General features: G+C 39.6%; 33 protein-coding genes and 2 pseudogenes. 8 read left to right on the top strand and 27 right to left on the bottom strand.

The window, feature by feature from the left end:
- Window positions 1–49: 49 nt before the first annotated feature.
- The 15 genes and pseudogenes from EHE21_RS07385 to EHE21_RS07315 all read right to left on the bottom strand — a co-directional run bounded on the left by EHE21_RS07385 (window position 50) and on the right by EHE21_RS07315 (window position 11,586).
- On the bottom strand, window positions 50–2,050 hold the full coding sequence (locus EHE21_RS07385; protein ID WP_228766745.1) for a ClpP-like prohead protease/major capsid protein fusion protein: 2,001 nt from the start codon (window positions 2,048–2,050) through the stop codon (window positions 50–52).
- Complete coding sequence (locus EHE21_RS07380) at window positions 2,016–3,506, bottom strand: phage portal protein (protein ID WP_156733921.1); 1,491 nt, start codon at window positions 3,504–3,506, stop codon at window positions 2,016–2,018. The genes EHE21_RS07385 and EHE21_RS07380 overlap by 35 nt, the downstream gene beginning before the upstream one ends.
- Complete coding sequence (locus EHE21_RS07375) at window positions 3,503–3,718, bottom strand: hypothetical protein (RefSeq protein WP_004247869.1); 216 nt, start codon at window positions 3,716–3,718, stop codon at window positions 3,503–3,505. The genes EHE21_RS07380 and EHE21_RS07375 overlap by 4 nt, the downstream gene beginning before the upstream one ends.
- Window positions 3,715–5,817, bottom strand: coding sequence for a phage terminase large subunit family protein (locus tag EHE21_RS07370; protein WP_194952277.1), 2,103 nt, complete (start codon window positions 5,815–5,817; stop codon window positions 3,715–3,717). The genes EHE21_RS07375 and EHE21_RS07370 overlap by 4 nt, the downstream gene beginning before the upstream one ends.
- On the bottom strand, window positions 5,814–6,308 hold the full coding sequence (locus EHE21_RS07365; RefSeq protein WP_194952276.1) for a DUF1441 family protein: 495 nt from the start codon (window positions 6,306–6,308) through the stop codon (window positions 5,814–5,816). Before EHE21_RS07365 ends, EHE21_RS07370 begins: the two co-directional genes overlap by 4 nt.
- 64 nt (window positions 6,309–6,372) lie before the next feature.
- Window positions 6,373–6,903 (bottom strand): Rha family transcriptional regulator, encoded by a 531-nt coding sequence (locus EHE21_RS07360; protein ID WP_194952275.1) that lies wholly within the window; start codon window positions 6,901–6,903, stop codon window positions 6,373–6,375.
- 371 nt (window positions 6,904–7,274) lie between these two features.
- The gene (locus EHE21_RS07355) at window positions 7,275–7,415 is read right to left on the bottom strand and encodes a hypothetical protein (protein WP_194952274.1); all 141 of its coding nucleotides are present in this window, start codon (window positions 7,413–7,415) and stop codon (window positions 7,275–7,277) included.
- 11 nt (window positions 7,416–7,426) lie between these two features.
- A complete protein-coding gene (locus tag EHE21_RS07350; protein WP_194952273.1) occupies window positions 7,427–7,792 on the bottom strand; it encodes a hypothetical protein in 366 nt (121 codons plus the stop codon).
- A 433-nt stretch (window positions 7,793–8,225) separates the two neighbouring features.
- Entirely contained in the window at window positions 8,226–8,480 is a 255-nt protein-coding gene (locus EHE21_RS07345; RefSeq protein ID WP_194952727.1) for a hypothetical protein, read from the bottom strand.
- Window positions 8,481–8,519: 39 nt separating this feature from the next.
- Window positions 8,520–9,043: pseudogene (locus tag EHE21_RS07340) on the bottom strand (phage antirepressor N-terminal domain-containing protein).
- Window positions 9,044–9,099: 56 nt separating this feature from the next.
- A complete protein-coding gene (locus EHE21_RS07335) occupies window positions 9,100–9,492 on the bottom strand; it encodes a hypothetical protein (protein ID WP_194952272.1) in 393 nt (130 codons plus the stop codon).
- Between the two features lie 316 nt (window positions 9,493–9,808).
- Complete coding sequence (locus tag EHE21_RS07330; protein WP_194952271.1) at window positions 9,809–10,267, bottom strand: anti-virulence regulator CigR family protein; 459 nt, start codon at window positions 10,265–10,267, stop codon at window positions 9,809–9,811.
- A 137-nt stretch (window positions 10,268–10,404) separates the two neighbouring features.
- Window positions 10,405–10,812: a lysis protein gene (locus tag EHE21_RS07325; RefSeq protein ID WP_416384069.1), complete on the bottom strand. Its 408-nt coding sequence runs from the start codon at window positions 10,810–10,812 to the stop codon at window positions 10,405–10,407.
- A 41-nt stretch (window positions 10,813–10,853) separates the two neighbouring features.
- Window positions 10,854–11,285 (bottom strand): structural protein, encoded by a 432-nt coding sequence (locus tag EHE21_RS07320; RefSeq protein ID WP_194952269.1) that lies wholly within the window; start codon window positions 11,283–11,285, stop codon window positions 10,854–10,856.
- Entirely contained in the window at window positions 11,278–11,586 is a 309-nt protein-coding gene (locus tag EHE21_RS07315; protein WP_194952596.1) for a phage holin, lambda family, read from the bottom strand. Before EHE21_RS07315 ends, EHE21_RS07320 begins: the two co-directional genes overlap by 8 nt.
- Window positions 11,587–11,792: 206 nt before the next feature.
- On the opposite strand from EHE21_RS07315, the gene EHE21_RS07310 reads away from it, so the two are divergent.
- The gene (locus EHE21_RS07310) at window positions 11,793–12,419 is read left to right on the top strand and encodes a LysE family translocator (protein WP_194952268.1); all 627 of its coding nucleotides are present in this window, start codon (window positions 11,793–11,795) and stop codon (window positions 12,417–12,419) included.
- Window positions 12,420–12,604: 185 nt separating this feature from the next.
- On the opposite strand, the gene EHE21_RS07305 is transcribed toward EHE21_RS07310, so the two are convergent.
- From EHE21_RS07305 to EHE21_RS07255, 11 genes and pseudogenes are all read right to left on the bottom strand, one after another.
- Window positions 12,605–13,303 carry a hypothetical protein gene (locus EHE21_RS07305; RefSeq protein WP_194952267.1) on the bottom strand — a complete coding sequence of 233 codons (699 nt, stop codon included), beginning with the start codon at window positions 13,301–13,303 and terminating at the stop codon, window positions 12,605–12,607.
- A gap of 1 nt (window position 13,304) precedes the next feature.
- Window positions 13,305–14,063, bottom strand: coding sequence for a hypothetical protein (locus EHE21_RS07300; protein WP_194952266.1), 759 nt, complete (start codon window positions 14,061–14,063; stop codon window positions 13,305–13,307).
- A gap of 325 nt (window positions 14,064–14,388) precedes the next feature.
- The gene (locus tag EHE21_RS07295; protein ID WP_194952265.1) at window positions 14,389–15,171 is read right to left on the bottom strand and encodes an antitermination protein; all 783 of its coding nucleotides are present in this window, start codon (window positions 15,169–15,171) and stop codon (window positions 14,389–14,391) included.
- 27 nt (window positions 15,172–15,198) lie between these two features.
- The gene (locus EHE21_RS07290) at window positions 15,199–16,224 is read right to left on the bottom strand and encodes a DUF968 domain-containing protein (RefSeq protein ID WP_194952264.1); all 1,026 of its coding nucleotides are present in this window, start codon (window positions 16,222–16,224) and stop codon (window positions 15,199–15,201) included.
- Window positions 16,221–16,355: pseudogene (locus tag EHE21_RS07285) on the bottom strand (KilA-N domain-containing protein); the annotation flags it as partial. The gene EHE21_RS07290 and the pseudogene EHE21_RS07285, both read right to left, overlap by 4 nt.
- Window positions 16,356–16,439: 84 nt before the next feature.
- Window positions 16,440–16,826, bottom strand: a complete 387-nt coding sequence (locus tag EHE21_RS07280) for a RusA family crossover junction endodeoxyribonuclease (RefSeq protein WP_194952263.1) — start codon at window positions 16,824–16,826, stop codon at window positions 16,440–16,442.
- A gap of 72 nt (window positions 16,827–16,898) precedes the next feature.
- Window positions 16,899–17,990: a replication protein gene (locus EHE21_RS07275; RefSeq protein ID WP_194952262.1), complete on the bottom strand. Its 1,092-nt coding sequence runs from the start codon at window positions 17,988–17,990 to the stop codon at window positions 16,899–16,901.
- Window positions 17,991–18,002: 12 nt separating this feature from the next.
- Window positions 18,003–18,182 (bottom strand): DUF4222 domain-containing protein, encoded by a 180-nt coding sequence (locus EHE21_RS07270; protein WP_194952261.1) that lies wholly within the window; start codon window positions 18,180–18,182, stop codon window positions 18,003–18,005.
- Window positions 18,172–18,381: a hypothetical protein gene (locus tag EHE21_RS07265; protein ID WP_098943307.1), complete on the bottom strand. Its 210-nt coding sequence runs from the start codon at window positions 18,379–18,381 to the stop codon at window positions 18,172–18,174. The genes EHE21_RS07270 and EHE21_RS07265 overlap by 11 nt, the downstream gene beginning before the upstream one ends.
- Before the next feature lie 88 nt (window positions 18,382–18,469).
- Window positions 18,470–18,928, bottom strand: a complete 459-nt coding sequence (locus EHE21_RS07260; RefSeq protein ID WP_099659595.1) for a YmfL family putative regulatory protein — start codon at window positions 18,926–18,928, stop codon at window positions 18,470–18,472.
- 68 nt (window positions 18,929–18,996) lie between these two features.
- Entirely contained in the window at window positions 18,997–19,209 is a 213-nt protein-coding gene (locus tag EHE21_RS07255; protein WP_109395844.1) for a YdaS family helix-turn-helix protein, read from the bottom strand.
- A gap of 40 nt (window positions 19,210–19,249) precedes the next feature.
- On the opposite strand from EHE21_RS07255, the gene EHE21_RS07250 reads away from it, so the two are divergent.
- The 4 genes from EHE21_RS07250 (at window position 19,250) to EHE21_RS07235 (ending at window position 22,507) form a co-directional block, all read left to right on the top strand.
- Entirely contained in the window at window positions 19,250–19,912 is a 663-nt protein-coding gene (locus tag EHE21_RS07250; protein WP_123822029.1) for a helix-turn-helix domain-containing protein, read from the top strand.
- Between the two features lie 652 nt (window positions 19,913–20,564).
- Window positions 20,565–21,095 (top strand): HD family hydrolase, encoded by a 531-nt coding sequence (locus EHE21_RS07245; protein WP_194952260.1) that lies wholly within the window; start codon window positions 20,565–20,567, stop codon window positions 21,093–21,095.
- A gap of 61 nt (window positions 21,096–21,156) precedes the next feature.
- Window positions 21,157–21,399 carry an excisionase gene (locus tag EHE21_RS07240; RefSeq protein ID WP_036894694.1) on the top strand — a complete coding sequence of 81 codons (243 nt, stop codon included), beginning with the start codon at window positions 21,157–21,159 and terminating at the stop codon, window positions 21,397–21,399.
- Entirely contained in the window at window positions 21,380–22,507 is a 1,128-nt protein-coding gene (locus tag EHE21_RS07235) for a site-specific integrase (RefSeq protein ID WP_194952259.1), read from the top strand. Before EHE21_RS07240 ends, EHE21_RS07235 begins: the two co-directional genes overlap by 20 nt.
- 120 nt (window positions 22,508–22,627) lie before the next feature.
- Here EHE21_RS07235 and icd read toward each other — a convergent pair whose 3' ends face one another.
- Window positions 22,628–23,881: an NADP-dependent isocitrate dehydrogenase gene (icd, locus tag EHE21_RS07230; RefSeq protein ID WP_006537208.1), complete on the bottom strand. Its 1,254-nt coding sequence runs from the start codon at window positions 23,879–23,881 to the stop codon at window positions 22,628–22,630.
- A 138-nt stretch (window positions 23,882–24,019) separates the two neighbouring features.
- Between icd and rluE the strand changes: the two genes are divergently transcribed.
- The 3 genes from rluE (at window position 24,020) to mnmA (ending at window position 26,304) form a co-directional block, all read left to right on the top strand.
- Window positions 24,020–24,649, top strand: coding sequence for a 23S rRNA pseudouridine(2457) synthase RluE (gene rluE, locus EHE21_RS07225; protein ID WP_194952258.1), 630 nt, complete (start codon window positions 24,020–24,022; stop codon window positions 24,647–24,649).
- Complete coding sequence (locus EHE21_RS07220) at window positions 24,642–25,091, top strand: NUDIX hydrolase (protein ID WP_194952257.1); 450 nt, start codon at window positions 24,642–24,644, stop codon at window positions 25,089–25,091. Before rluE ends, EHE21_RS07220 begins: the two co-directional genes overlap by 8 nt.
- 109 nt (window positions 25,092–25,200) lie before the next feature.
- Window positions 25,201–26,304, top strand: coding sequence for a tRNA 2-thiouridine(34) synthase MnmA (gene mnmA / locus EHE21_RS07215; RefSeq protein WP_088493164.1), 1,104 nt, complete (start codon window positions 25,201–25,203; stop codon window positions 26,302–26,304).
- Window positions 26,305–26,306 lie beyond the last annotated feature (2 nt).

Below are 26,306 nucleotides of genomic sequence, written 5' to 3'. Positions count from 1 at the left end.
TAAAAAAAGCCCATCAGGGCATCAGGATAAAACGAAGAAAAAAGACGTCTTACTTACCAGTTACTTTCAGCAGACCGCGATAATCAACTGGCGCTACACCCGCATCAATACGCACTTTTGTGGTAACACCGTCTGAGGTAAAACCTTCAAGTTGGTCAATATACGGCACATCGATTCCGTTTAAGTACGCCACCTCAATGGTGTCGCTACCTTGACGTGAGGCCATATACCAATCTTTCTCGCTCGCATCATCTAAACGAGGTTCAGCAATAATTTCCGCTAAATCACGCACTGGGTTAATAATATTGGCATTAACATCAGCGCCTTTCACACTGCCTGATTTAACCACTTGGGTAGCTTGTGTTTCCAGTGTGGTCGGTACCAACATAAACGCGGGACGAATATTTAATGAACGTTCGCCTTCTTTTTGTTGACGCATAGCAGTACGACCTGCACTGATGGTTTCCACATCCATCCCGCCGGTGATCATGTTTTTATGATCGGCACTAAATAGTGCTTTTTTATCGCTCATTTTTTCATTGTCGATAAGCACCGCATACACCAAATCGCCGACTGTCGCTTTAGCTGCACGACCGAACTTCATGGGCACATCCGTCAGCATGTTCATATCATCATTGATAATGGCTTGACGAGTAATACTAAATAACTCACCGTAGGTCGCCAGCGCGATGGTTTCGCCTTTATCATCGAGCGTAACGTACTTATACTCAGCACCTTCACGCACTTGACGTAATGAAGGGAATGCCCCCAACCCAACACGATGTGCAGTTTTAAAGTCACTGAGCTGTCCTTTTTTCGTCCATTTTTCAAAGGTTTCTTCGTTTTCTTCCCAGCCGAGCAAAATCGCTTTATTCGCGACATCCAGCAGGATATTACCGAAATCAGAGGTGCTATGCGTAAAGGCCATACCAATCATTTGCATCGGATTATACGTAGCCACACCAACACCACGTTCTGTCAGTGATGCGCGCGCTAATTCACGCAATGTCATGCTATTAAAGGCGTTATCTTTTTCATAATCCTGATAACCCGCACGCGCCATCACAGAGGCACGCACACTGTCACCGACGATATTGCCGTTTCCTGCGTAAATATGCGCATTACCTTTATTTGATGGTTCAGGATTTTGTTGTTTTGCAACTGTGTTAAGTAATTGCTCACGCGCTTTCTCAACAGAACAACTCGCATCCGCTAAACAAGTGATCATCAAATCATTGTGACGACCACCGAACATGGCAAATAAATCTTTAATGCCATTTAAGCGCGTTTGCTCATCCGTATAGGTGGCGCTAGGCTGTGGCTCTGGTGCTGGTGCTGGTGCTGGGGCTGTAATAGGTTGTTGAATAGATGTGGTCGTGTTTTTAGGGGTAATTTGATTTTTAATTTCACTTGGCATAGATGAAAATTCCTCAATTCGTTTAGATGTAAGACTTGCCATTGCTTTTACTGGCTCAATCACTTTATCGGCGAAACCGTGTTCAACACACTCGTCACCATCAAGCCATGTTTCCTGCTCTAACATGGCGGTAATTTCTTCGGTTGTTTTCCCTGTTTTCGCCACATAAGCAGGGATTAATACGTTTTCTAACTTGTCGAGCAAGTCAGCATATTCGCGCATATCATTCGCATCCCCCCATGAAACGCCCCACGGTTTGTGGATCATCATCATGGCATTTTTCGGCATAATGACCGTATCACCCACCATCGCAATGACTGATGCCATTGAAGCCGCTAATCCATCGATATAAACCGTGATTGTTGCGGAATGGTTTTTAAGTTGGTTATAAATGGCGATACCATCAAACACCTCACCACCGGGAGAGTGAATATGCAGATTGATATGACTGAGATTACCCAGCGAGAGTAAATCTTCCGTAAAGCGTCTTGCGCTAATTCCCCACCCACCGATCTCATCATAAATATAGATATCTGCAGTTTGGTCTTCTTTAGCCTGCATGCGAAACCAGTTTTTTTGAGTTACTGGCCCCGACATTTTAGGCATCGTTATCAGGTTCTTGTTGTTTAGCATCTTGTGCCCCTTTGTCATTAGCAGGATCAGTATCAAATACCAGTCCTAATCGTTTATTTTCGTCAATTTCGGTTTTACGACGACGTTTCACATCCGCAGGGTTGCCCCCTTTAGCGCGTATCCAGTCACTTTCTGTTGACGCACCACCCCGTAATAAGGTTTTCCATGCCTCAGACTCTTTTTTCGGATCAATCCACGGCATCACAGGTCCACTGTAAACCGCATTAAACAGGGATTTAGGGTCAACATCAGGTGGCACGGCGACCACACCACTGGCTATCGCCATTTTTAACCAATTGCGATACATCGGACGGCTAATGCCCGCCACAAAGGTGTCTTGAAAAATGTTATAGCCTTCAAATGACTCCACCAGCTCTTGTCGTTGAGCGCTATATGTGCCGTTATAGTCACGGGCGATACTGGAATAACTGCCCCGACTACCCGCAGAAACCGCACGTAATTGCCCATTGCGAAAGGTTTGTAGATTAGGGTTGGGGCGGTCTGATTTGATCATGCCCACTTCTTCACCCGGCTTTAAACCGTCGTAAATCATGCCCGGCTGAATATCAATATTACGTTGCTCATCTTCGTCGTATTCACCTTCAGGGAAAGAGCCGGCATCCCCTTTTTTGATGTACATCCCCAATGAAGCTGCAATACGTGCGGAGGTCAATTCCGCATCTTCGTAATCTTTTAACGCACTTAAGCGCATTAAGATCCCCGAAAACAAACTGACACCCCGCGCTTGATGAAGCCGACGAGTGAACTTCAGGTGCAACATATTTTCAGCATCGATGGTTTTGATATCCCCCAAATTGGCACTGAATTGGGGGAGGTTTTTATATACCTGATACCCTGTGGGTCGCCCCCACTCATTGAACTTAATGCCTTGGATAATCTTACTTTCTGGCATATTCATGTGAATAGGCACAAAGTCAGGCTCTAAGGCTTCGAGCCAAAAATAGATATTGGCTTGAGGATCTAACCCCTTGGCTTTACCTTTGACGAGCTGAGCAAAGACTTCACCATCACGTAGCCACGTTCTCACCAATAAACGTTCTAATACAGGGCGACTAAATTGCCCTGTCACTTCGGGTAACACGGACCATTCCGCCCAGGCTTGACGAATTTGCGACGCTAAATCCTCATGGATTTGCCCTGCGCCATCTAAGGGCTGAGGCTCAACAATAATGCCCTTTGCCCCGACAATGCGTTCTTCCATCTTGTCGAGAATGCCGATAGAGATATCATGATTGTTATCTAGCCACCGCGCTTGCTCCCGTAATGATGCCCCACCGAATTGAGTTAGCTGGTTACCATTGCGATTTTCACGTTTAGCGGGATGAGTACGAGTGGGTAAAACGGCTTCATAAGCTTTAATTTGTAATCGAGAGCGGAGGCGTGAGGCTTGCCAGTTTGGGGCGAAATAACCAATGGCGCTGTCTAATAATGTCATCTAAACCTCGCTAATTTATACATTGGATTACCTCGTTTTCTCGATATCAACGCCGACAAACGAGATTCCCAACGCTCACGACCTTTTATGATCTCGTTGAGATTTTCCATTGTCATGGCTTGTCCATTAAAGGTGATGGATTTGCCTTTTAATACCGCCTCTTCCGCTAAACGGTATTGCTCAATCATGTGTTCAATTTCTTCTTTCGTCATATCCAGCCTCCGCTGTTTGATACCGGTGCCCATGCTGATACGGCAGGCGTTTCCTGTTTTTGGATTTCGGGTGAGGGTTTTATTTCAGGCTCTGTGGCGATATCGGCAATTGACGGGGATGAGGAAAGCATTACATCAGGCAATCTCGCCCATTTAGGCGGTTTTTCCCAATTAATATTCTCGTACCCTTTTAATATCACCAAGGCATGAGCGTAAACCATCAGGTCAAATGCCTCATTAGCACCTCGACCCGGCTTTTCCCAATGCCCTTTTTCATCACGCTCTTCATACGTCAACTCGTCATAGAACGATTCATCCAGCCAATCAGGGAAATGAATATAATTAGGTCCGACGGTATCGCGCGATAACGCAGAACTGATCCGGTCTTTGAGTTGATCCGTTTGCAGTAAATAAAGAGGCACATCCCCTTTCGCTTGGGCGCGCCGTTCAGAACGACTGGTGTTATCGGGGAATGATTTGGTGATTAGCTTACTGCGTTTATGCCCATCGCCCTTAAAGAGATAGACTTTACGGTGTAATCCCTCTTTTCGACAGCGACGCCAAAATTTATAAGCATTATCAGTAACGCCATCTTCACCACCAGAGTCCACGCCCAACATCATGATTTCCATTTCATGGTGAGGATAATGTTGCAATGGATAGGTTTTCTCTAATACATCGGTGATTAATACTTGCCAATCCTCAGGATAAGAGCCCGGATCAATTCGACGGCATTCACCGTTGTTGTCATAACGTAGGGATTGGGTGATTTCAAAGCGGTCAATCACCCAGCGTTCGCCTTTTTCACCGTAACCGACCACCTGAACCACAAAGCGTCGTTTTTTACCGCCCTGTACGTCAACTGTGGCAACCAAGAATCGCACGCCATCTGGCACAACTGACTCTTCCCAGTTTTCTACACGATTTATAAGTTCATCACTCCGGCGCTGTTCTTGTGCTGTGCGCGGTAAATAAGGTAAACCCCAGTCTGTATTGGTGACCGCTTTTAAGGTTTCTTCACTGCCGGTTAATTCGTATTCTTGTTCTGCAGTCAGTAATTTATAAACTAACTGAGACAACGTTTGATAAGCAGCAGCAGGTCCTTCCATCCAAAAAGAGGCAATACGCGAACGACGCCCTGTGCCTGAGATCTTCCCTTGCTTATCAATGAACTGCCCTTCAATCAACCACACCCCTTTATTATTGAGTTCCCGTTTTTGATGGGGTTCGATGCGACCTAAGCAGTGCTGACATTCCACATACGCAGATTCACTCGCTTCTACGGGATCTGGATTGTCACGATACCCCTTTACCGCATCATAAATAGGCTGAAAATATTCGTGGCAGTGAGGACATTGCCAGTACCAGCGACGGCGATCCCCCCGATTATAGAGCGATAGAATGCCCGTTGTGGGCGGAGCTTCATGAGGCGATAAGCGACTCCATTTAGTATCTGTGATATCACGCCCCGGAGAACTTTCCACCAGCGTCATACCCGCTGACATAAAAGTGGTTGTCCGTTTTGAGGCTAAAGAAAAGCCATCTCCTTCACCGTCGATGTCTTCTGGAAAACGGTCATAATCGGTGAGTGCCACACACTTAAAATCAGATGAGGACATCACATTAATCGATGGCCACCCCATTTTTAAAAAACTGCCCGATAAAAAGTATTTATCAAACACGTTATTATCGTTACGACGAGGGCTGAGTTGTTTGCTGACTTCAGGACTGCAACGAAAGGTGCGAGAAAGCCGTTTTTTACTGTGCTCTTGTGCTTTGTCTTGCGTCATTTGCACCAGCAACATATCAGAAGGGTCGCACACAATATTGTAAATCACCCACCCATCAATTAACCCGACCGTCTTTCCTGTTCTCGCAGGTCCGACAAATATCACTGCATCATAAAGCCGTGACGATAAACAATTCATAGGTTCAACAATGTAAGGAGATACTGCTGGGTCCCAAGGAACAGAGTTACCCGCTCCCACAGGTACGCGCATATATTTTGCCACAGCATCCGCAACTGGCATTCGCCTCGGTGCTTTAATGAGTTGTGTCACATTTTTTCTTAATGTGGTTGCTGACACTGTTGCTGTCATAACTCATCCTCATCGCTCTCTTCACCATCCGATTGATCACTTAAGACTTGATGTGCTATCTGGTCGCGAAGATCATCAATAATACCTTGAACACGAGATACGGCTGTCGGTGTTAATGCACAATCACGTTCTAATATGTCAGGTAACGTTTCCAACACTTGTACCATCGCTTTAGCCAGTGCTGAATATTCTCGTGCAACGTCTGAGGCAGGCAATAACTCTCCCACTTCTTGTTCAAACTTCAAACGCTCCCGCTCAGACTGATACCACGCTTTCCGATCTTGAGGTAACATTTTCTGATTATCGACAGGGGCTGGCGCCTTCATCATTTCAGATAAAATATCAGTGAGTGCGTAGAGTTTTAGATTTGAGCTATTGCCTGCAACAGGCTCTAAATGATTAAGACGAGCGGAAGCAGTTTGCCGATGGACACCAGAAAGTGCAGCTATCTGGCTGATATTGAGTTTTAGGTGTTTGAGTTCTTTGTCCATATTTCATTTGTTTTATTCCACTCCTGATCATAACGAATTCAATAATAAAAAAGGCCACTATGGCCTATTCATCTACAAATAATAATTTGGGTTGTGTGAGTGAAAGTATTTGCTCATATTCCAATTGCAATGCTTTCTTTTCTTTCTTACGTTTATTCATTAACTGGCTACCAAGGCGACCTTTTAACTCCGACTTAGCAGATTTTAATGCGTGCCGATGCTGAGCCTCTTCACCTAAACCTTTCCAGCGATTGATTTGATCTACCATCCAATTAAATGCTTGGATAAATTTTATTTTAATAAGCATTGCTGATTTACCCGTAAAACTCATTACCAATAGCATATATCCGTCTTTGGATAACTTATACATTGGCTGAATATCACCATTTTTATCAATGTAATCAGTGGGCTCAAAATTGAGCCCAGCAAATTCACTAGGGCAATCACTGATTGTTTGCTTTATTTTCTTCAACACATTCTTATGACGCTTACCAAAATACTCAGCAATCTTTTTACTCGTTGTGAACACTTTACCGTCAGATGCCATAACCATTTTTTGAAAATTAAATTCAGGAATAACGACTACATTACTCATGGTGTAAATCCTTATAGAAAAGCGAACCTGTTCACCAGAAATAACCGCCCCATAGAAACACCATTAACGGGATTTCTCAGGTTCGACTTTCTGTAAGGTTCTATGGGTTATTTTGCGCGGTGAATGCGCAGTGAAATGAGATGTAAAACAATAAAAATGAGAGTTAAAGCTTTGAGATAGTGGTGAACAAAAAACAAGCAAATTCATCACTGTTATTTTTTTAATATATATTTATCAAATAATTATACTGGTGGTGACGACCGATAAAAATTGAAAAATGCGCCGTTTCCCGCGTGCGCGTCGCCCCGTGGAGAGGGTACCCCACCGGGAGTACCTTTTGAATTATATATAATAAAATCAATTTATTATGATTAAGGTTTCTTTGGTGGCGGGATAGGATTCTTAATCTCATCCTTTGGCTGATACCCGTTAGGATTTAAATACTTATCCTGTAATTGTTCATCTAATTGCTTTCTGAATTGATTGGGGTTCTTAAAACCTTGACTAGCCATAGTTATTTCCTTTACTTCTGACTGCACCACGTTTTGTTAGTGAATTCCATTGCCATATCTGCAAATACTTTATTCTGAGTTTCCATTACTCTTTTTAACTCAGTGATAGCAATATCTTGTCGATCAGCTCGCATACGTAAATCTGCTAGCTGAGCATTGATGTCATGCTCTGACTTATTACTGATAGCCACATCTTTTAGTTCTGCGGAATTAACAAAGGTATCTTTGATAAATAACTTACCAGCAAACTGTGGTGTTGATTTAGGCTTCACACCTACATCTTGCATCAGTTGCTTAATGCGGATTAGTTGCTCTTCTAACTTATCTAAGTCTGATGTATCTACTGAGACTTTTAATTGAATAGTGTTATCTGACATATCTATCTCCAATAAAAAAGCCACCAGCGATTAACTGATGGCTATCTATATAAACTCTATCAACATCACTCTAAGAATGACGTTTGTAGAATTGAGTGGATTCATTGTTTTTGATTCTCACTATGCGCTCACTGTGAGGTAATGCAGGTCATAGCTAACATAGGAGACAGCGACAATGCGACGCATTAATAATGCATGGAAATCGATTTGATTTATTTCAATAATAGATGGGTTGGATTTGTAAGTTTATGTACAGGTAATTATACTTAAATTTCCATCAACCCAGTGTTGATATCTAATACATTCTATGTGTTCTACTTTGCGCTCCTATTGGGGCGCTTTTTATTCCTGGTAATAACTGTATACTTACTAAGTATTTATTTTTTGCTTCATTTTAACCGCCCTATGTAGCCCAAACTCATAGGGTATTTTTTTATCTATTCTCTTCAATTTCCCGTATTGCTTTCTTGTCTGAGTTACATTGCTCAATAACCGATAACAGGGAGATGTTTAACATTAACGATTCTCCCCATGTCATTTGCTCGGGTATGTATGGCAATAGACAATCAGCGGTATTGGTTGCCGTGTTGTAATCTTTGCTTAATTTGTCGTAGTCATCTATTACCCACCATAACCAGAATGTAAGAATTAAAAAACCGCCAGCCGATAGTTCCGTTAATATGCTCATGAGGTTTTCATCTCCTTGAAATTAAGGGCACCTCTCTTGTTATTTTGATTTAGTGGTTTTGCCTTTTCCTATTTCAACAAGAATAAGTTCTAACATTAGTTCACCTGCTTGATTAGCAAGATCCTTAATTTTACGCCCATGTTGAGATTTGACGTCTTTCCAGGCATTCAATCCCTTGCCAAACTTACTGGCGATGCTTCATCTCTTTTAAAATCAGCACAAGCCTCATTAAGTTGTTCCATCACGCTTAATTTTCGGGGGTTAACAACCTGCCCTTCTGTCCAGTATCGATGAAGGACATCATCACACTCCTCTTGAAACTGAATTGCTTTATCGCGAATTTCAGGTTTGACCTTGTTGGGGTAAATAGTCAGCATCCAAGCTGAAAGTTTTCTAAGTTGTAGGCAAATCATAGATTGGTCGCCACCTTTTGTAGGTATGGTGATTTCCACCATACCTTTGGAAAACCTTTGCTTAATCTTACTGAATTGATTTTTCCAGTTTAACCCCATCCCTTCAACAATAGGTTTCATGGGTACATACGGCTCATTGATTGCATCCATTAAAAAGCCCCGCTATTGCGAGGCTGTATTTATTTAAATAGGTAGAGTTTTATAAACTAAAATTCATTAGCGTATGGAAATTCAATACCTTGAACCATTTTAATCAAATCATCTTCCTCATCAACCCTGTGAGCGTTCAGTGGTGCTGCGACGCTATCGTCTGTTGACCAATCATCTCGTGTAGAATTAATAACAGGAATAAAATTATACAAAAACAATTTATTTTCCAAACAAAAAACCACGAAATAATTGTCTCGACCTAAAATAGGATCTTGCTGCCAGTGACCAGTAGGGCCAACAGGTTTTGGAAATGAACGTCGAATAACAGAAATAAGTAAAGCACCTTGATAATACTCTCCAAGCGGAGTACGCACCATCCCCTTAATTTGGTCTGAAGTTAATTCAATATATTCTTGTGCATACTTTCCATCATCTTTAATAACTAACATATTCACTACTCCTTTAGTTTTTACAATGAAGCCATCTAGCTCCACATTTTTGTACCCTTAAACATCCGAGAATGCTGTTTAAATATACAGTATTTATTGTTTATTAATCTAAGAATCATCCCAATAGCAAGTAATCTCCTTCATATTTCTTTTCTAAAAAACTTACGTTGATTATTAACAGATTGGCTTACTGGATATTGGTAATCTATTGTTTTCACACATACTAGTGAAAGCCCTGTGGGAGCCCAAACTCACAGGGTTATTTTTATAGATTAAAACCCTGCAATGATACCGAATATATTTAACTCACTATGTTTTAATCAAAAACATTATTAATAATTGAAGTGACTATCGCTGTACTTAATGCGATCAATACCAAATCATTTCCAACAATGCGCCATTCGTAACCAGGATAGTAAGGTAATTGGCTAAGCATTTTTTCAGGAACCATTTTCTTCGCAATACCAGGAGGCAATGGCTTTCCTCTTACTAAATTTTTAGCAATACCTGGAGGGAGTGATGAATATCCAGTAAATCCACCATTCAACGCAATTGCTCTAGCCTCATTATAAGATAGAGAAATTGAGAAAGAGGTTTCATTATCAAAGTGATTATTTTGTGATTTATTATGCCATTTGTTTGGTTTCTCACCTTGATATCCTTTATTGTGACCTCTTCCATGCCCATTATCTGGATCAGCATAAGAAGAAACAGATATCATCGACAAACCTATAATCACCAACAATAAGTTACTTATTCTAGAAAAAATACCCATGTCTATGACCTCAGCAATTAATTTTTCACAGAATATCCTTCGAGTTACACAACTACTATAAGTAATACTCCTAGAAAAAATAACTGACAGGTGTCATTGTTGCTAACTTAGTTGCGAATACATAACTAAGTCTTTTTTTATTTCAAACACTCCGCTCTAATGTAATCTTGTAATCCTAATATCACTTGCTCTGACTGTGCAATTCGCTCTCTGAGTAACCAATAATTTCTGATAGCGGTGTCAGTAGGTCGGGCGGCGGTTGCATTAGCCATGCCGGAGGTGGAAGTGGCTGAGACTTTGGGGCATTCGGCTTTGATGTACACCCGCTCAGGATTACGCTCACTAGTATCACGCAACTGATCAATTTCAGCTTTTGCATTGTTAAGTTCCGTAGTGTGTTTTATATCGAGTTCGTTTAATTTATCAATGCGAGATTGATATTTATTGTTGATTTCTACTTGTTGTGAGAGTTGTTCGGTGAGTGATTTATTTTCTTTACTAAGCTCAATAACTTCTTTCATCGATAGCATTGAGAAGAGCAACATTGCACCCCAAAAAATTAATGGAACCCAAGGTTTTAATTTACTCATAACAACAACCAAGCATCTTCAAATACTTTCTGTGAATACGGCTGATAACCCAACTCAACGCCTACGATTGCTTTTGCTAAAGAGATAGCAACCTGTTTTGATTGAGTGTCTATCTTGTCATTAACACCAACACCAATCTCTTTTGATGCACGACTAATGTAACCAGAGGTATTATTTTCAACTGGCGGTGCGTACTTATTAATAATTGTTGATACTGAGTTCAAACCATATTTACGTTGATATGTTTGAGTTAGTTTATAAATTGCTCTGATGCCATACTCAGGAGACTCAAAGACACAGAATCGAGGGTTAGGCACTCCAGTTTCAATACCGACCAAACCTTTCCATTTATTACGTGGGTTATAGTCAATGTTGCCTGGATTATTATTTCGTTCCCCGCGAGCCGGTTCACGATTAGATTTAGTCATTTCTCAGCCCTGCCTTGCCTTTAATAATCTTGCTTACTGTATCAACGCCGATATATCCAATAAACACACTGGCCACATAAGCAAACTCATGATTAATATTAAATAAGATCAGAATGTCTTTTACGAACCACGCGAATACAGCACACATGATCCCGTCAATGGAGGTTTTCTTCCATCCTCCGCCGTTATATAAACCTCGGAGAATAGCCATACCTCCAGCCAAAGAAGCTGATATACCTTGCTCTCTAACCGAATAGAGACAATTAAGTATCTGCTCCCATAAGTCTGGATTTTCTTTCATTTTCATGGCTCACCCCCTCGGCGGAGGTTATTAGTTAATAGGTAGCCAACCGCAATTTCATTGCAGTAATTAAACTATGTGATTTGATGATTTGCGGTGGCTATATACGAAAAAAGACCGCCTAAGCGATCTTCTGAATGATTCTTTTTCAGCTTATATGTATGATTAACTTGCAAACGCACATTAAAAAATACAAATGGAATTATATGGAACTTTCAACACTACTTCTTTTCATCCCAGCCTGCTTTGCTTTAAATCTCGCGCCGGGACCAAACAACCTACTTTCAATTAATAATGCAGCATACTATGGCTTCACTCATTCATGTGCTGGAGGTCTCGGTAGGTTGCTCGCATTTGTGATTATGATTGTTCTGGCTTCGTTTGGGCTAGCTGTAGTATTACAAACATCAGAAGTCATTTTCAGCACAATTAAATTTGCTGGAGTTGCTTACCTTCTGTGGCTAGCATACCAATTATGGAAATCCCCAACCTCTGAATTCAGTATCACCGAATCCAAAAGGGATACATCCATATTTAAATTAGCAAAACAGGAGTTTTTTGTGGCAGCAGGAAACCCAAAAGCAATCCTAATATTCACAGCCTTTCTTCCTCAGTTTATTAACCCTCAAATTGAGGCTGGTCAACAGTTTTTAGTGCTTGGTTCACTATTTTTGCTTCTTGAATTCATAGCGATCATGTTGTACGCCTTGTTGGGTTTGCACATGAAAAAATTACTCAATAAACCAAAGGCTAAGACTATCTTTAATCGAACTTGTTCTGGCCTTTTGGCAGGTGCTGGAGTAATGCTTTTACTTTCCCCGAAAAACAATTAAACAAGACGCCTTAATAACTAATATGTGACCTGTAATGATTATTTACAGGTTGCAGATAACAAAAAACCCCACCGAAGCGAGGTCTTGATAAAATTTAGTGTGGTAAGTAATAAATCGCCCACTATTTAAAGATGATAAGGCAGTACCGGACAAAATGCAAGAATACCTATCAATAACTTACTTTTCTAACCCCGTACAGAATCATAAAAAGTAATACTTAAAGGGGATTCAAAGTCTAATGATGAGGCTGTAACTACTGTTATCAGCTTCATCATATTAGCTAAAGGGCGCATCTTATAAAGTTTAAGTTCAGAGCTATTACCTTCTTGTTTAAAGTAATTTTCCCCTTTTTTATTTTTTGAATCTGAAACTTCAATCTTGCTTACTCTAAAGCTACCTTGAGGATTTTTATCTGAATGGTTAGAAAAACTAAAATTTGCTTCAAATTCAAGATTGAAATGTGTGTAATTTTCTCCTGAACCAAACGCCAAACCAACATATGATGATTTAATCATGTGTTCATTATCTAAAGTATATGAAAAATGCACAGTAATAGTACTTTGGCTAGAAGGAAGAACTAGAATACTGTCAAGACTGTGGCTACATGGGCTATTTACAGAAGAAATTATAATTGGTGAATCAGTGTAGTTATTCAGCCTAATATCCAGTGGAGTGGTTCTGACTTTTTTTAATTCGGCACGCCTCTTTTTCCCTTTCAATACTTGCGAGGTAATAGACACTCCAATACCAGTCAGAATCGAAACAAAATCCAAACCTGGTAGTCCACGACTGTTTGAGTCTTGTGTTCTTAGATAATTTACATGATGTTTGACAAGTTCTTCATTTTTATTATAGCCAGTATATTCGTCAAATGCTCTATCCATATCAGTTCTCTCCATTAATAAAGAAAATATTTAAGCTGGAGTCATTATTCTGTTGTGCCTCAGCCTTTGATACAAAACCAGGAAGTATGCCGACACCTATGCTAAAAAGGCGACTAAATCTCTCGATCTTCTTTATTTCTGCCATTTCTAACTGGATAGGTTCTTTTTCACTCTTATTAAATTCTCCTTCAAGTGTTTCCTCAGGATGCTCATGATTATTCTCATTGTGTACTACAGTGTAAATTTTCTTTGGTATTATGGCATGCCCATTACCATATGAAATTGAAATAAGGGTTAATTTATAGTAATTAGGGTGATCGTCATCATCAAAAACAATTAGTGGTAACTCAAATTTTTCATTATCTTTCAGGCTCACTCTTATGGATAAATCAATTGTGCCCGATTCACCTTGACTTAGAGGGAAAAATGTATTTTTAGGCTTTATATTTTTAGCATTATCCGGAAGGATGATATTCTGAATATAAACATTATAATTAGATAAATTACAGATATTGACAGAAAGAGTACTCTCTTCCTCTTCAGGGTTTTTTCCCATATGTTTATAACCAAAACCTACAGCATTTGCCACAGATGTAAATAAACCTAAAACAGAATTAGCATTATCTAATTTATCTGAATTTGATAAAGGCTTACCTCTATTTTCCTCTTGATTACTGAAAAGTTCGATTACTCTCCTTTGAGCCACACTAGAGGAATAAAATAACAGCTCGGAACTTGAACTATTAGTGCGAATTTCCATATTTTTACCACCTAATATATTAATTTCATTTATTTGTTAAAATAAATTAACAGTAATTTAACTTATATATTGAAGTTAGCAGAAACCTAAATCATGTCAAGAAAGTAATCTAGATATCAAATATAAAATTAGATTTAATAAATATTAAAAACAATAACATAAATAAAACATCACCTTATTTACTTTTCCTTTGAGTTATTGCTTAATCTAAAAAATTATTCTATCAACTACATATCATCTACTGACAAATCGTATTAATTAAAAGAAAAACAAATGAATACTAAAAAACAAAACAAAACAAAACAAAACAAAAAAAACATTATTATTATTTAACCAATTCAATAAATATCTGCTCAGCACGATTTTCTTCGATAAAACATTTATTAACTAAACTTTCATAAAACGGTTTCCAATTTCTGCGCCATGTTCTCTCATTTAATTCTGGAAGTAGCTTGCTAATAGCCTGATATGCGACTGAAGAAGGCATCCTTTTATAACCTCTGCCAGAACAACGAGGGCAATCTTTAAATACAGGTACACCGCCTTGTAATTCCGTTTGCTCTTCATCTAAAACCTTTCCGCGTCCTTTACAGCGACAACGATAGCTTAGTTTTCCTTTTCCATTGCAGATTTGGCACAACTCACCAACAAGCTCATTTTTTACTTTAGGTTCAACAATAACATCACCATTAAGATTGATAATGCCTGCATGCTTAATAACATTTTTACAATTGTAAACTATACCTTTACCTTTGCATGCTTGGCATTCACAAACCGAACCTGCTGAACGAGAATAATCTTCAAACGCCATCTTTGATAAAATAACCAAACAGTAACCTAGTTTATTACCTGCTGATTTAGCCACCAGCTTTGGTGTTCCCCTTAATGCATATTGTGTTAACTGCTCTACGGTGCTGAACTTATCCTCTTCGCTCACGTCATTCTTAGCAAAAAACGCAGACATGCCAAATTTAGCACGATGTTCCGTCATGCCAAGTGCTCCTGCGGTATCCATCCCCTTCATTCTGTTGGGATCTGTACAGTTTGACGTATCGGTGATCATCGGTGACTTTGGATAAAATTGTTTTAATGCTGACTCTAGTTTCATGCTAATACTCCTCGTGCCGTACACACGTTAAATAAATGCACCGATACCTAATGAACGGTTTAAAAAATGAAATAACAACTCGATTTGATTGCCGTGAATGGTTTCCCATTGCTTGGGATCACGATGCAACTCGTCATGATGAATGCGACATAATGGAATAGTGAATAGGTCATGAGCCTTAGTGCCTATGCCTCCCATGCCATGACCGATGATATGATGTGGATCATCAGCTTGTTGTCCGCAAACACAACATGGCTGTGTTTTTACCCATTGAAGCCATTGGGTATTTTCCCAACGTTGCATTTTAGGTTTAAGAAGAAATGACGCTGGTGGCTCCGGTTCGACAGCAACTTTAATAACTGGTTTTATCGCATCTAAACGCTCATTCATTGCTGATAATGCGGTTACGTTACTTGGGATAATGTCAGATTCAGGAAAACCACCGTGAACTCTGCGTTCTTCTTTTTTATCTGACCAATCTAAAATACGACGTAATATCGCTTCTGGTAATTCATCAACCAGGTTATGCATTACTGCAAATGAGAAAAAATCAGGTATCGTTAGCTGGTGGCCACTATCTAATCTCAACCGAAAACGAATAGTGTCTAACATCCAATTAATACGGTTTTTATGGGCCAATTCAGCAACCCCCCCGGCTGATGAATTGCGGATATGATTATCATGATGCCAACAGGTGCGGATCACACCCGCCTCATGAAATGTAGTTACTAACTCGTGATGATGGTAATTATCTTCATCGTTATCAATCTGACAGCATTGAATATGACGAATAACCCACGTATCCATCGGTGATACTTTATCGATGGTGTGGATCACTTTTTTGTTATTGAGAAATTGAACAATGTGCTTATTGTTTAAAATTGGCTGTTCATCACCTGTTAATGCACCTGAGGGCAACACATCTAAGCTTTTTGGCACATCACTGATGATCACACGGTGGTGCTTCTTAAATTGCTCGAGTAATTCAGCGCCTGGTTTAAGTAATACAACACCCAGTTCAGGTTGAATGTAGGGAGTTAATAATAATTTCATGCACTCACCTGTTTATTCAGCATCACCATGCGGATCAGCTCATCCGTTTTACTCTCAAAGAAATGCGGTTGGGTTTCGCGAGGATTATTAGGACTGGTCATGTTCTTCCCAAACGGACAGTCTCTAGCAGTAGCAATAGACGCTCCTGTGATCTCAGGAGCGGTCGAAATTTCATCAATAACAATTAATCCATTCATGTTATTTCTCTCCACGTTTTACTCGTGACCGTACATCACGCTTTTACTATGCTGACGAATGGTTATTTCAAACTTCCCGCCTTTAATAACGTCCATCCATTCAACATCCATTTTTTTAATCTGCTTATCATCCCCCCATACACCCGCATGAGTAAGCGCATCAAAAGGTGCCTTTAAGAAATTATCAATATCTCTGGCTTGTTTAGTTGGTGGATATAATTTCACTGAAACAAACACATCACTCTCAATAGCCTTAGGTCTACGCTTTAATTGTTCATAGATTGCTGCAATCGCATTTGCTCTAAAGACTCGCCCTTTTGCACTGACTAAGGTTCCTCTTTGGGTATTTCTCCAATAAGTATTTACGCTAGGTGGAAATGGCAACGTGAGCATGAGTTCAGGCATAAGCCCCCCATAAGCCAATTAGCAATGTCACCACAAACCAAAACCCAACGAACAAAATGTATTTAGTTAGCATTACTGAGCCTCCTGTGACATTTCGGTCGCTTGTTTCCAAATGCTGTTCCATGCTTGACGACCAGAAAACTCACTCATACGACGAATGCCTGTCTTACCCGCTAATTCAAGTGCGATCTCTTCAATACGGTTTTGAGGTTTAGAACGAGAACCAATCAAGCGTGAGAATGCGCTGTCACGTTCAACGGTATCAACTTGAACTTTTGGCTCATCCTTTGGTTTTTGACTACGAACGATCAGCTCATCAAAGTGTTTACGTAACTTACGAGAACTTAAAATGTTTTGGTGCCAGAATGAATCTTTGTTGGCCCAATCGAACAAGGCACAAATTTGCTCATGAGTACGTCCATCGATTTGACGCATCAAACGAATATCGTTCGCCCAGTCATACCAAGTAGGCTCTAGCGCAGATGGATTCAGTTTTTTAACACGACCAAACATCCATTTCGCCGTTTTCAAATCACCTTCATCACCCCATTTTTGGAAGTTAGCGCTGTAAATCACAGCTTCGGGATAACGAGTTAAAAAATCATTTTTCGGCTGGTCGCTGGATTCGCCAGAATTCTGCGACGAATGATCTGTTTCTGTTGTATTCTCTGAAGTAATCTCTGTTGTATTCTCTGTAAGAACAGGCCATTTTGACCCGTTCAGAACAGCGCATTTTGAACTGCTTGAAGGTTTCAATTTGCGCTTATCGATAAGGTCATTTTGAACTGTTCGATTAGATGAGTTATCGCTATTCGATTGGGTCATATTGACCTCATCGGTCAGTAAGTGGTGATCGTAATTAATCGCATAATAATTAGTACGGTCATGGTTCGATTTATTGATTTGCTCGATGCGTAAAACGCCCTGCTTTTTTAAATTAGTAAAAGCACGTTTAATCGTTGATTCAGAGAAAAAAGGAAATTGATTCTTCCACTCTTCGACTGTGTTATAAATCCAGCGTGAGCCGTCATATTCAACACCTGAAGTAGTTTCAGTTAGCCAATATTGAATTTGCTGTAACAGCATCGCCTCATTTAAACCAAGGCGTACCGCTAATTCAGGAATAACGACTAAAGGGCGACTTTTTAGTAATAATAAACTCATCTTGCCACCTCATTACTTAATACGTGTGTACTTCTCTTTAAATCGTTGCAAGGGTTCACATTGCGGATCGTCACAACCATCCAGCATAAAAATAACGCACTGTTTTTCTCTGTCATAACGAACAACATGAACAACGATACCTCTGTAATTTTTGTAGTAGCGGTCAAGTTGGTTTGGGTTCTCATTGCTCATTGCCCCGCTCTCCACTTGAAAAATAAAAATCAGCCCATGCCTTTTTAAGAGACTGTCTATCTACCAAATATGCAGGTTTCTTGTAGTTGTCTGGTTGTTCGTCAGAGGCTATGATTTCTACATAGCGAAATGACTGACTACCCGAGACAGGTAAACAACGGAATTGCTTTTTAGGTATTAAATGCGCTAATCTACTCATGCTAATTTCTCTTCACACAATTGAAATTTGCAAACCGAAGCCAGAGGCCGTACACCTTTGGCTTCACCCTTTCTGGATATAGCCATCTTTAATTTCTCTTTTGATGTAACGAAACAAACGCATTCATAAATGTGCGGATCTGCGAAATTAATCCATCCAACATCATTTTTATTTTCTGTTCTTCTTCGTTATCAATAACGCCATCAGCCAAGCTATCTTTCATAAATAACGCTAAACGCCCCTGCATTTCGTCAACACCACTACGTAGTACAAACAATTCCGTTTCATCCAGTTCAGCCGGACTAATTCTGTCAACGAGTAAACGATTTGATTCACGAGCGACAAATTCAGCAAATAAAACGGTCTTAGAAATATCTTGCATCGCTAATAACTCATTTAAATCAAATGAGCGACAACCGTTTTTCTCATAAAGCTTGTTGTTGAATGATGTTAAAGACAGACCAAGTGCTCCAGCCATTGCCTCACGCCCACCAGCTGTTGCCTCACACATTTCTTTCACTACCTGTTTTATTGATTGGTTACTCATTTCCTACCACCATTAATAAATTCTTGTAGTTAACTGCTTTAAACGGTTTTGTTATTTTGTGGTTATAGCTATTGAGCTAGTAACTCACCTAATTCAGGAGAAATGTCTTGTGCACGAACTTGGTGACTTGTCGCTTTTACAATTTTCACGACATATTTAGAATCCATTCCACCACCATGAAGCCAACGCCATACTGTTGGCTGAGACACTCCACATAAAGCAGCTAGCTTTTGTTGACTTCCAACAATGCTTATCGCTTTTTCAATAGCCTTGTTTTTCATAAATAACCTCAAACGTATAAAAGATGGATAAATAATAGCAATGAGTATTAAAACATTCAATAGCGATTGCAATTTGATTTTCAATACTCAAACTTATAAATTCCGAGACATGAAAACGACAATTGCAGAACGCTTGAAATTAGCGATGAAAACAAGAGGAAATATGACGCAAGCTGCTTTAGCAGAAGCGTCTGGTGTTGCACAACCAACGATTTGGAGATTGGTTAATGGCAATGCGAAAGGTTCTTCTAAATTAGTGGATATTGCTAATGCATTAGCTGTCAATATTGACTGGCTGGCTAATGGTGTGGGTGATATGGAATCCCCAAACTCGACACCTCAGTTTAGGGCTGATAGATCGCTAGAAATACCGGTATGGGATGAGAATGGTTATACAGGAGATGCAATCTTATCACCTGTAGGAAAACCTCTAAAAACATATAAAGCTTATATACTTAAGAAAAATAGTGGGTGTTCAGAAGCCCCTGCTGGCAGTATTGCTATAGTTGATACTCATCTGCAACCAGGCACTGATGATCTAGTTATCGCTCAAATTGGTAACTCTTTTTCTGTTTATAAATTCCTTGAAGGTGGTACTCAAGGTTTCCTTGCTGTTGATGATTCACGAGTCCCTTTAATTGATATTTCATCTAGTGTTTTACTTGGGGTTGTTGTTTTTCTTGTTCGCGATTTTAGAAGATAGTCCTCACATTTTGCTCTACTAATGACTATCTTCCTATACGAACCTACTCCTACCCTTTCTAAAATTTCCACCATTCCATGATCCTTTAAGATACCATCACCACTGTTTATATATACAGTGGTGAACTATAATGCAAATATTCTTTATCGAAATCAAGCGATATTACCTCAATCAAAAAATAATACCTTAGAGTATTTTTTATTTTTTTATACTTACATTCCATTTAAAATCAATGCAATAAGTAAATACATAACCAACAGGATAAAATAGCATTTGCTATTATCAATACTCATTGCTATATTTTGAACATATAGCAAACTGAGTTTTAATTTCGAGTTTTGGTGAACGTAAATGATTTTTATGTGTGAAGAGAACGTGTGAAGAGAAACAATGGCTGGCTGAGTCTTAAACCATTAACGGTGGTGTGGTGATAATATTCTGCTCAGTCAGCCATTTTATTAAATCTAACAATAAGCAAGGGTACTGGCATTCATCCATGACAGTCCATATCAGCTATCTACTGTAGCTAGTGCCCTTTCTTATTGTGTGAAGTATAAATCCATTTTTATTTTTTATTAGCAACACCAGGGAAATGTAATCTCGATTAATTCGAGAGGAATTCTTATTACCTAAAAATTGTGTGGAGAGAATAATGTCTTATATTGCAACAGCAACAAATAAACATTTCTATTATCTCGATGTACGGATCGAAGATATAGATATTCAAGATATTGCCAGTGGCCTTGCTAATGAATGTCGTTTTAATGGTCAGATTGATAATTTCTATTCTGTGGCTCAGCACTCGGTATATGTCAGCTATTTAGTTGCACCTGAATATGCTTTAGAAGCCCTACTTCATGATGCCAGCGAAGCTTATGTCAAAGACCTACCATCACAACTTAAAAAGCTATTGCCTGAATATAAATTAATTGAATTACGTGTAGAAAAGATGATCCGCAAAAAGTTTGGGCTACCTGAATCTAAATCTGATGCAGTTCATTTTGCTGACTTAATGATGTTGGCCACAGAAAAGCGTGATTTAGAAATTGATGCCGGTAGTAACTGGTTAATGCTTGAAGGTATTCCAGCAAGTGATTTTGTTGTTAACCCACTAACACCACCACAAGCAAAAGCCCTTTTCTTACGTCGCTTTAATGAACTTTATAAAGAGAAAAAGGGCTAATAACCGCCAGTATCAACTAATATCTATTTAAACTGTGTACGGACAGTGTGGAGAGAAAAATATGCAAATGTTGACTTTAGAGGAGTGGGCGCAAGAAAGATATAAAAGTCGTCCACCAAAGTTAGGAACGCTACAACGATATGCTCGTGGTGGCCTGTTCTATCCACCAGCAAGGAAAGAAGGTGGCATTTGGCGCGTGAGAGAAGATGCCGACCTTGTCGGTAATTTGACATCACCGGTTATCAATAACAACGATAACCCTATTTTACAAAGGATCCTCAAAGATGGCTGCCAGACCTCGTAAAAATAACGTCAATATCCCTAATCTTTACCCATTATTTAGTCGTAAAGCTAACAAGGTTTATTGGCGTTACCGCCATCCTGTAACAGGTAAATATCATGCCCTCGGTGATAATGAAGCCGAGGCGAAAGCAATAGCCATTGAAGCTAACACAAGGTTAGCGGAACAACGTAGCCGACAAGTTATGGCTATTGGTGATCGGGTGGCAAAAATAAAAGGTAAGGAAATCACGGTTAATACTTGGTTAGATAAATACTGGGTTATTCAAGAAGAGCGTTTAAAAGAAGGCGATATAAAGCCAAATACTTATAAACAAAAAAGGAAGCCGGTAGATTTAATGAGGCAAGCCTTATCCATGAAACCATTACCCGCTGTTGATGCCAGAGATATTGCTGAAATTCTGGATGAATATAAATCTAATGGCCAACACAGAATGGCACAAGTGATTCGCTCTGTTTTAATTGATGTATTTAAAGAAGCACAACATGCAGGTGAAGTTCCTCCCGGTTATAACCCTGCCCTCGCTACTAAACAGCCAAAACGAAAAGTAACTCGCCAACGCCTTAATTTTGATGAATGGAAAAAGATATTTGAGATTGCTGATAAACAACATCGTTATGTGGGAAATGCCATGTTGCTTGCGTTAATTACTGGGCAACGATTAGGTGATATTTCCGCAATGAAGTTTAGTGATATTTGGGATGATCATTTGCATATTACTCAAGAGAAAACGGGTACTAAATTAGCTATTCCATTATCACTACGTTCTGAACAATTAAATATGTCATTACGTGATGTTGTTGCCCGTTGTCGTGATCGCGTGATTAGCCCTTATCTTATTCATTATTTTCATACCACTTCACAATCTAAACGTGGTGATCAAGTTACTGCAAATACGCTAACGACTAACTTTAAAAAAGCGAGAAATAAAACGAATATTGATTGGGGAGAAGGAACACCTGCAACATTTCATGAACAGCGTTCTTTATCTGAAAGGTTATATAGAGCACAAGGTATAAATACTAAAGATTTGCTGGGTCATAAGAACCAAATTCAAACAGATAAATACCATGATGATCGAGGGAAAGATTGGATAAAAATCGTGATTTAATTGCTCAAATTTCAGGTGGTTTTGATAATTCGTTTTGATAACTTTTTGATAACCGTTTCAAAATTGACAATAAAAAACGGGAACTAATAAGCTCCCGTTAACTATTTATCAAATCAACAATTACATATGTTTGATAATCGCGTCACCAAACTCGCTACATTTCAGCAGTTTAGCACCTTCTAACTGACGTTCGAAATCATAAGTTACAGTCTTAGCGGCAATTGCGCCTTCCATACCTTTAATGATTAAATCAGCGGCTTCTGTCCAGCCCATGTGGCGTAACATCATCTCTGCGGAAAGAATAATAGAGCCTGGGTTAACTTTGTCCTGACCTGCATATTTTGGTGCTGTACCGTGTGTTGCTTCAAATAAAGCGCACTCATCACCAATATTTGCACCCGGTGCAATACCGATACCACCAACTTGAGCTGCTAATGCATCAGAAATATAGTCACCATTTAGGTTCATACATGCGATTACATCATACTCTGCTGGGCGTAACAGGATTTGTTGTAAGAATGCATCTGCGATAACGTCTTTAACGATGATCTCTTTACCTGATTTTGGATTCTTGATTTTCACCCAAGGACCGCCATCTAATAATTCACCACCGAATTCTTCGCGTGCTAACTCATAACCCCAGTCTTTAAAGGCACCTTCGGTAAATTTCATAATATTACCTTTGTGTACCAATGTAACTGAATCACGATCGTTATCGATAGCGTATTCAATTGCCGCACGAACTAAACGCTTAGTTCCTTCTTCTGAGCAAGGTTTGATACCAATACCGCAATCTTGTGGGAAGCGAATTTTGGTTACACCCATTTCATTTTGCAGGAATTTAATGACTTTATCTGCTTCTGCTGAACCCGCTTTCCATTCAATACCTGCATAGATATCTTCTGAGTTTTCACGGAAGATAACCATATCTGTTAGTTCAGGTTGTTTGACTGGGCTTGGAGTACCTTTGTAATAACGTACTGGGCGTAGGCAAATATAGAGGTCTAGTTGTTGACGTAACGCAACGTTTAATGAACGGATACCACCGCCAACTGGGGTAGTAAGAGGACCTTTAATAGAAACACGATATTCACGGATAAGATCTAAGGTTTCTTCTGGTAGCCAAACATCTTTACCATAAACCTGCGTTGATTTTTCGCCGGTGTAGACTTCCATCCACTCAATCTTACGTTCTTTACCGTAAGCTTTCTCAACTGCTGCATCAACAACTTTTAACATTGCTGGCGTGACATCGATACCGATACCGTCCCCTTCGATATAAGGGATAACCGGATTATTTGGAACAACAAGCTTACCTTTAGCATCTAGTGTAATTTTAGCGCCATTAGCCGGAACAACTACTTTGCTTTCCATTTACCTCTCCTTTCATGTAAGCGCACGCTTTGTTAATTTTTTGTAAGAGACCTGTCAATACTACTTGATTATTCAGCTAACGCCAATCGCTTCTCTTTTAAGGTATAATCAATCTCCCATTTTTTACAAAAATTAACTATGGCAAATCAAATTAAAAATAGCGCTAAATCGAGAAAACACCACACTCCATCAGCACAAAGAAAACCAGTGCGCCCAAGAGGTGAGCGTAAAGTCGTTATCTTCAACAAGCCCTTCGATGTTCTTGTGCAATTTACGGATGAGAATGGCAGAAAAACACTAAAAGATTTTATTCCTATCCGTGATATTTATGCAGCAGGACGTTTAGATAGAGATAGTGAAGGACTTTTAGTCTTAACAAATGATGGGAAGCTACAAGCAAAATTAACACAACCGGGTAAAAAAACAGGAAAAATCTACTATGCTCAGGTTGAAGGCGTTCCAAACACTGTCTCATTACAACAATTTAGAGATGGATTAGAGCTTAAAGATGGCAAAACTTTACCAGCACAAGTCGAAATAGTTGAACAGCCAGAATGGCTATGGGAGAGAAACCCTCCAATTAGAGAACGTCAAACTATCCCGACAACTTGGTTAAAAATAACGTTATTTGAAGGTAAAAACCGTCAAGTGAGACGAATGACCGCCCATATCGGTTATCCAACATTGCGTTTGATCCGCTTTAGTATGGGAAATATTACATTGGATAACTTATTACCCGGTGAATGGAAGGAGATTGATTTTGTTTAAACCTCATGTGACTGTCGCGTGTATCGTTCATGCAAAAAATAAATTTCTTGTTGTTGAAGAAACGGTCAATGGAAAAGCAACATGGAATCAACCTGCTGGGCACCTAGAAGCCAATGAAACACTGATTCAGGCTGTTCAGCGTGAATTATGGGAAGAAACAGGGTTAACACTTCCTGTTCAACACTTTCTTAAATTACATCAATGGATTGCGCCGGATAAAACCCCTTTCCTACGTTTTCTTTTTCTTATTGAGTCGCAAGAGCAATTTGAAACACAGCCCCAAGATAGCGATATTAATTGTTGTCACTGGGTTAGTGCTGATGAAATTATTCATAGCCAGCAACTACGCTCACCACTGGTGAGGGAAAGCCTGTTATGTTATCAACAAGGTGAACGCTATCCCCTCTCTATCTTGAGTAGCTTTGGAACCCCCTTTAACTAAATAATAGAAAAGGAAAAAACAAAGCATCAAAAACAGAGTAAGACTTGATGCACCTGTGTCAGTGATATGGTAAAGTATGGCGCTTATTTTTCCGCAGTGAGATCCAGTCATGTCAGATAACAGCCAAAAAAAAGTCATCGTAGGAATGTCCGGTGGCGTAGATTCATCCGTCTCAGCCTATCTTCTTAAGGAACAGGGATATCAGGTCGTTGGTCTGTTTATGAAGAACTGGGAAGAAGACGACGATACAGAATATTGCTCAGCCTCTACCGATCTTGCCGATGCGCAAGCGGTGTGCGATAAACTTGGTATTGAGCTTTATACCATCAATTTTGCTGCTGAATATTGGGATAATGTTTTTGAACACTTTTTATCCGAATATAAAGCTGGTCGCACCCCAAACCCAGATATTCTGTGCAATAAAGAAATAAAATTTAAAGCATTTTTAGAATATGCAGCTGAAGATTTAGGTGCTGATTACATTGCAACAGGTCACTACGTTCGTCGTCGTGATATTGATGGTAAAAGTCAATTACTTCGCGGTGTTGATAATAACAAAGACCAAAGCTATTTCTTATACACATTAAGTCATGAGCAAATTGCACAAAGCCTTTTCCCTGTTGGCGAAATGGAAAAACCTGAAGTCAGAAAAATTGCTGAAAAGCTTGATTTAGCAACAGCAAAGAAAAAAGATTCAACAGGTATTTGTTTTATCGGTGAACGTAAATTTACCGATTTCTTATCGCGCTATTTGCCTGCAAAACCCGGCGCTATCGTGACTGTTGATGGTGAAACTATTGGTGAACACCAAGGTTTGATGTATCACACATTAGGTCAGCGTAAAGGTTTAGGTATTGGTGGTACTAAAGATGGCGGAGAAGATCCTTGGTATGTAGTTGATAAAGATGTTGAAAACAACATTCTTGTTGTCGCTCAAGGTCATGAACATCCAAGATTAATGTCTGTTGGTCTAATTGCTCAGCAGTTACACTGGGTATCAAGAGAACCTATAACTGAAGCTTTCCGCTGTACTGTTAAAACACGATATCGCCAACCTGATATTGCGTGTACAGTAACACCTCTAGGTGAAGATAAAATTGAAGTCCGCTTTGATTATCCTGTTGCTGCTGTAACCCCGGGGCAATCAGCCGTCTTTTATCAAGACGAAGTCTGTTTAGGTGGCGGGATCATTGAAACACGTATTCAGGAGTAGAT

This window comes from Proteus sp. GOKU (assembly GCF_015475555.1).
GTDB classification, from domain to species: domain Bacteria; phylum Pseudomonadota; class Gammaproteobacteria; order Enterobacterales; family Enterobacteriaceae; genus Proteus; species Proteus mirabilis_B.
Note: the sequence above shows the minus strand (reverse complement) of the source record. Positions and strands in the feature narration are given on the sequence as shown.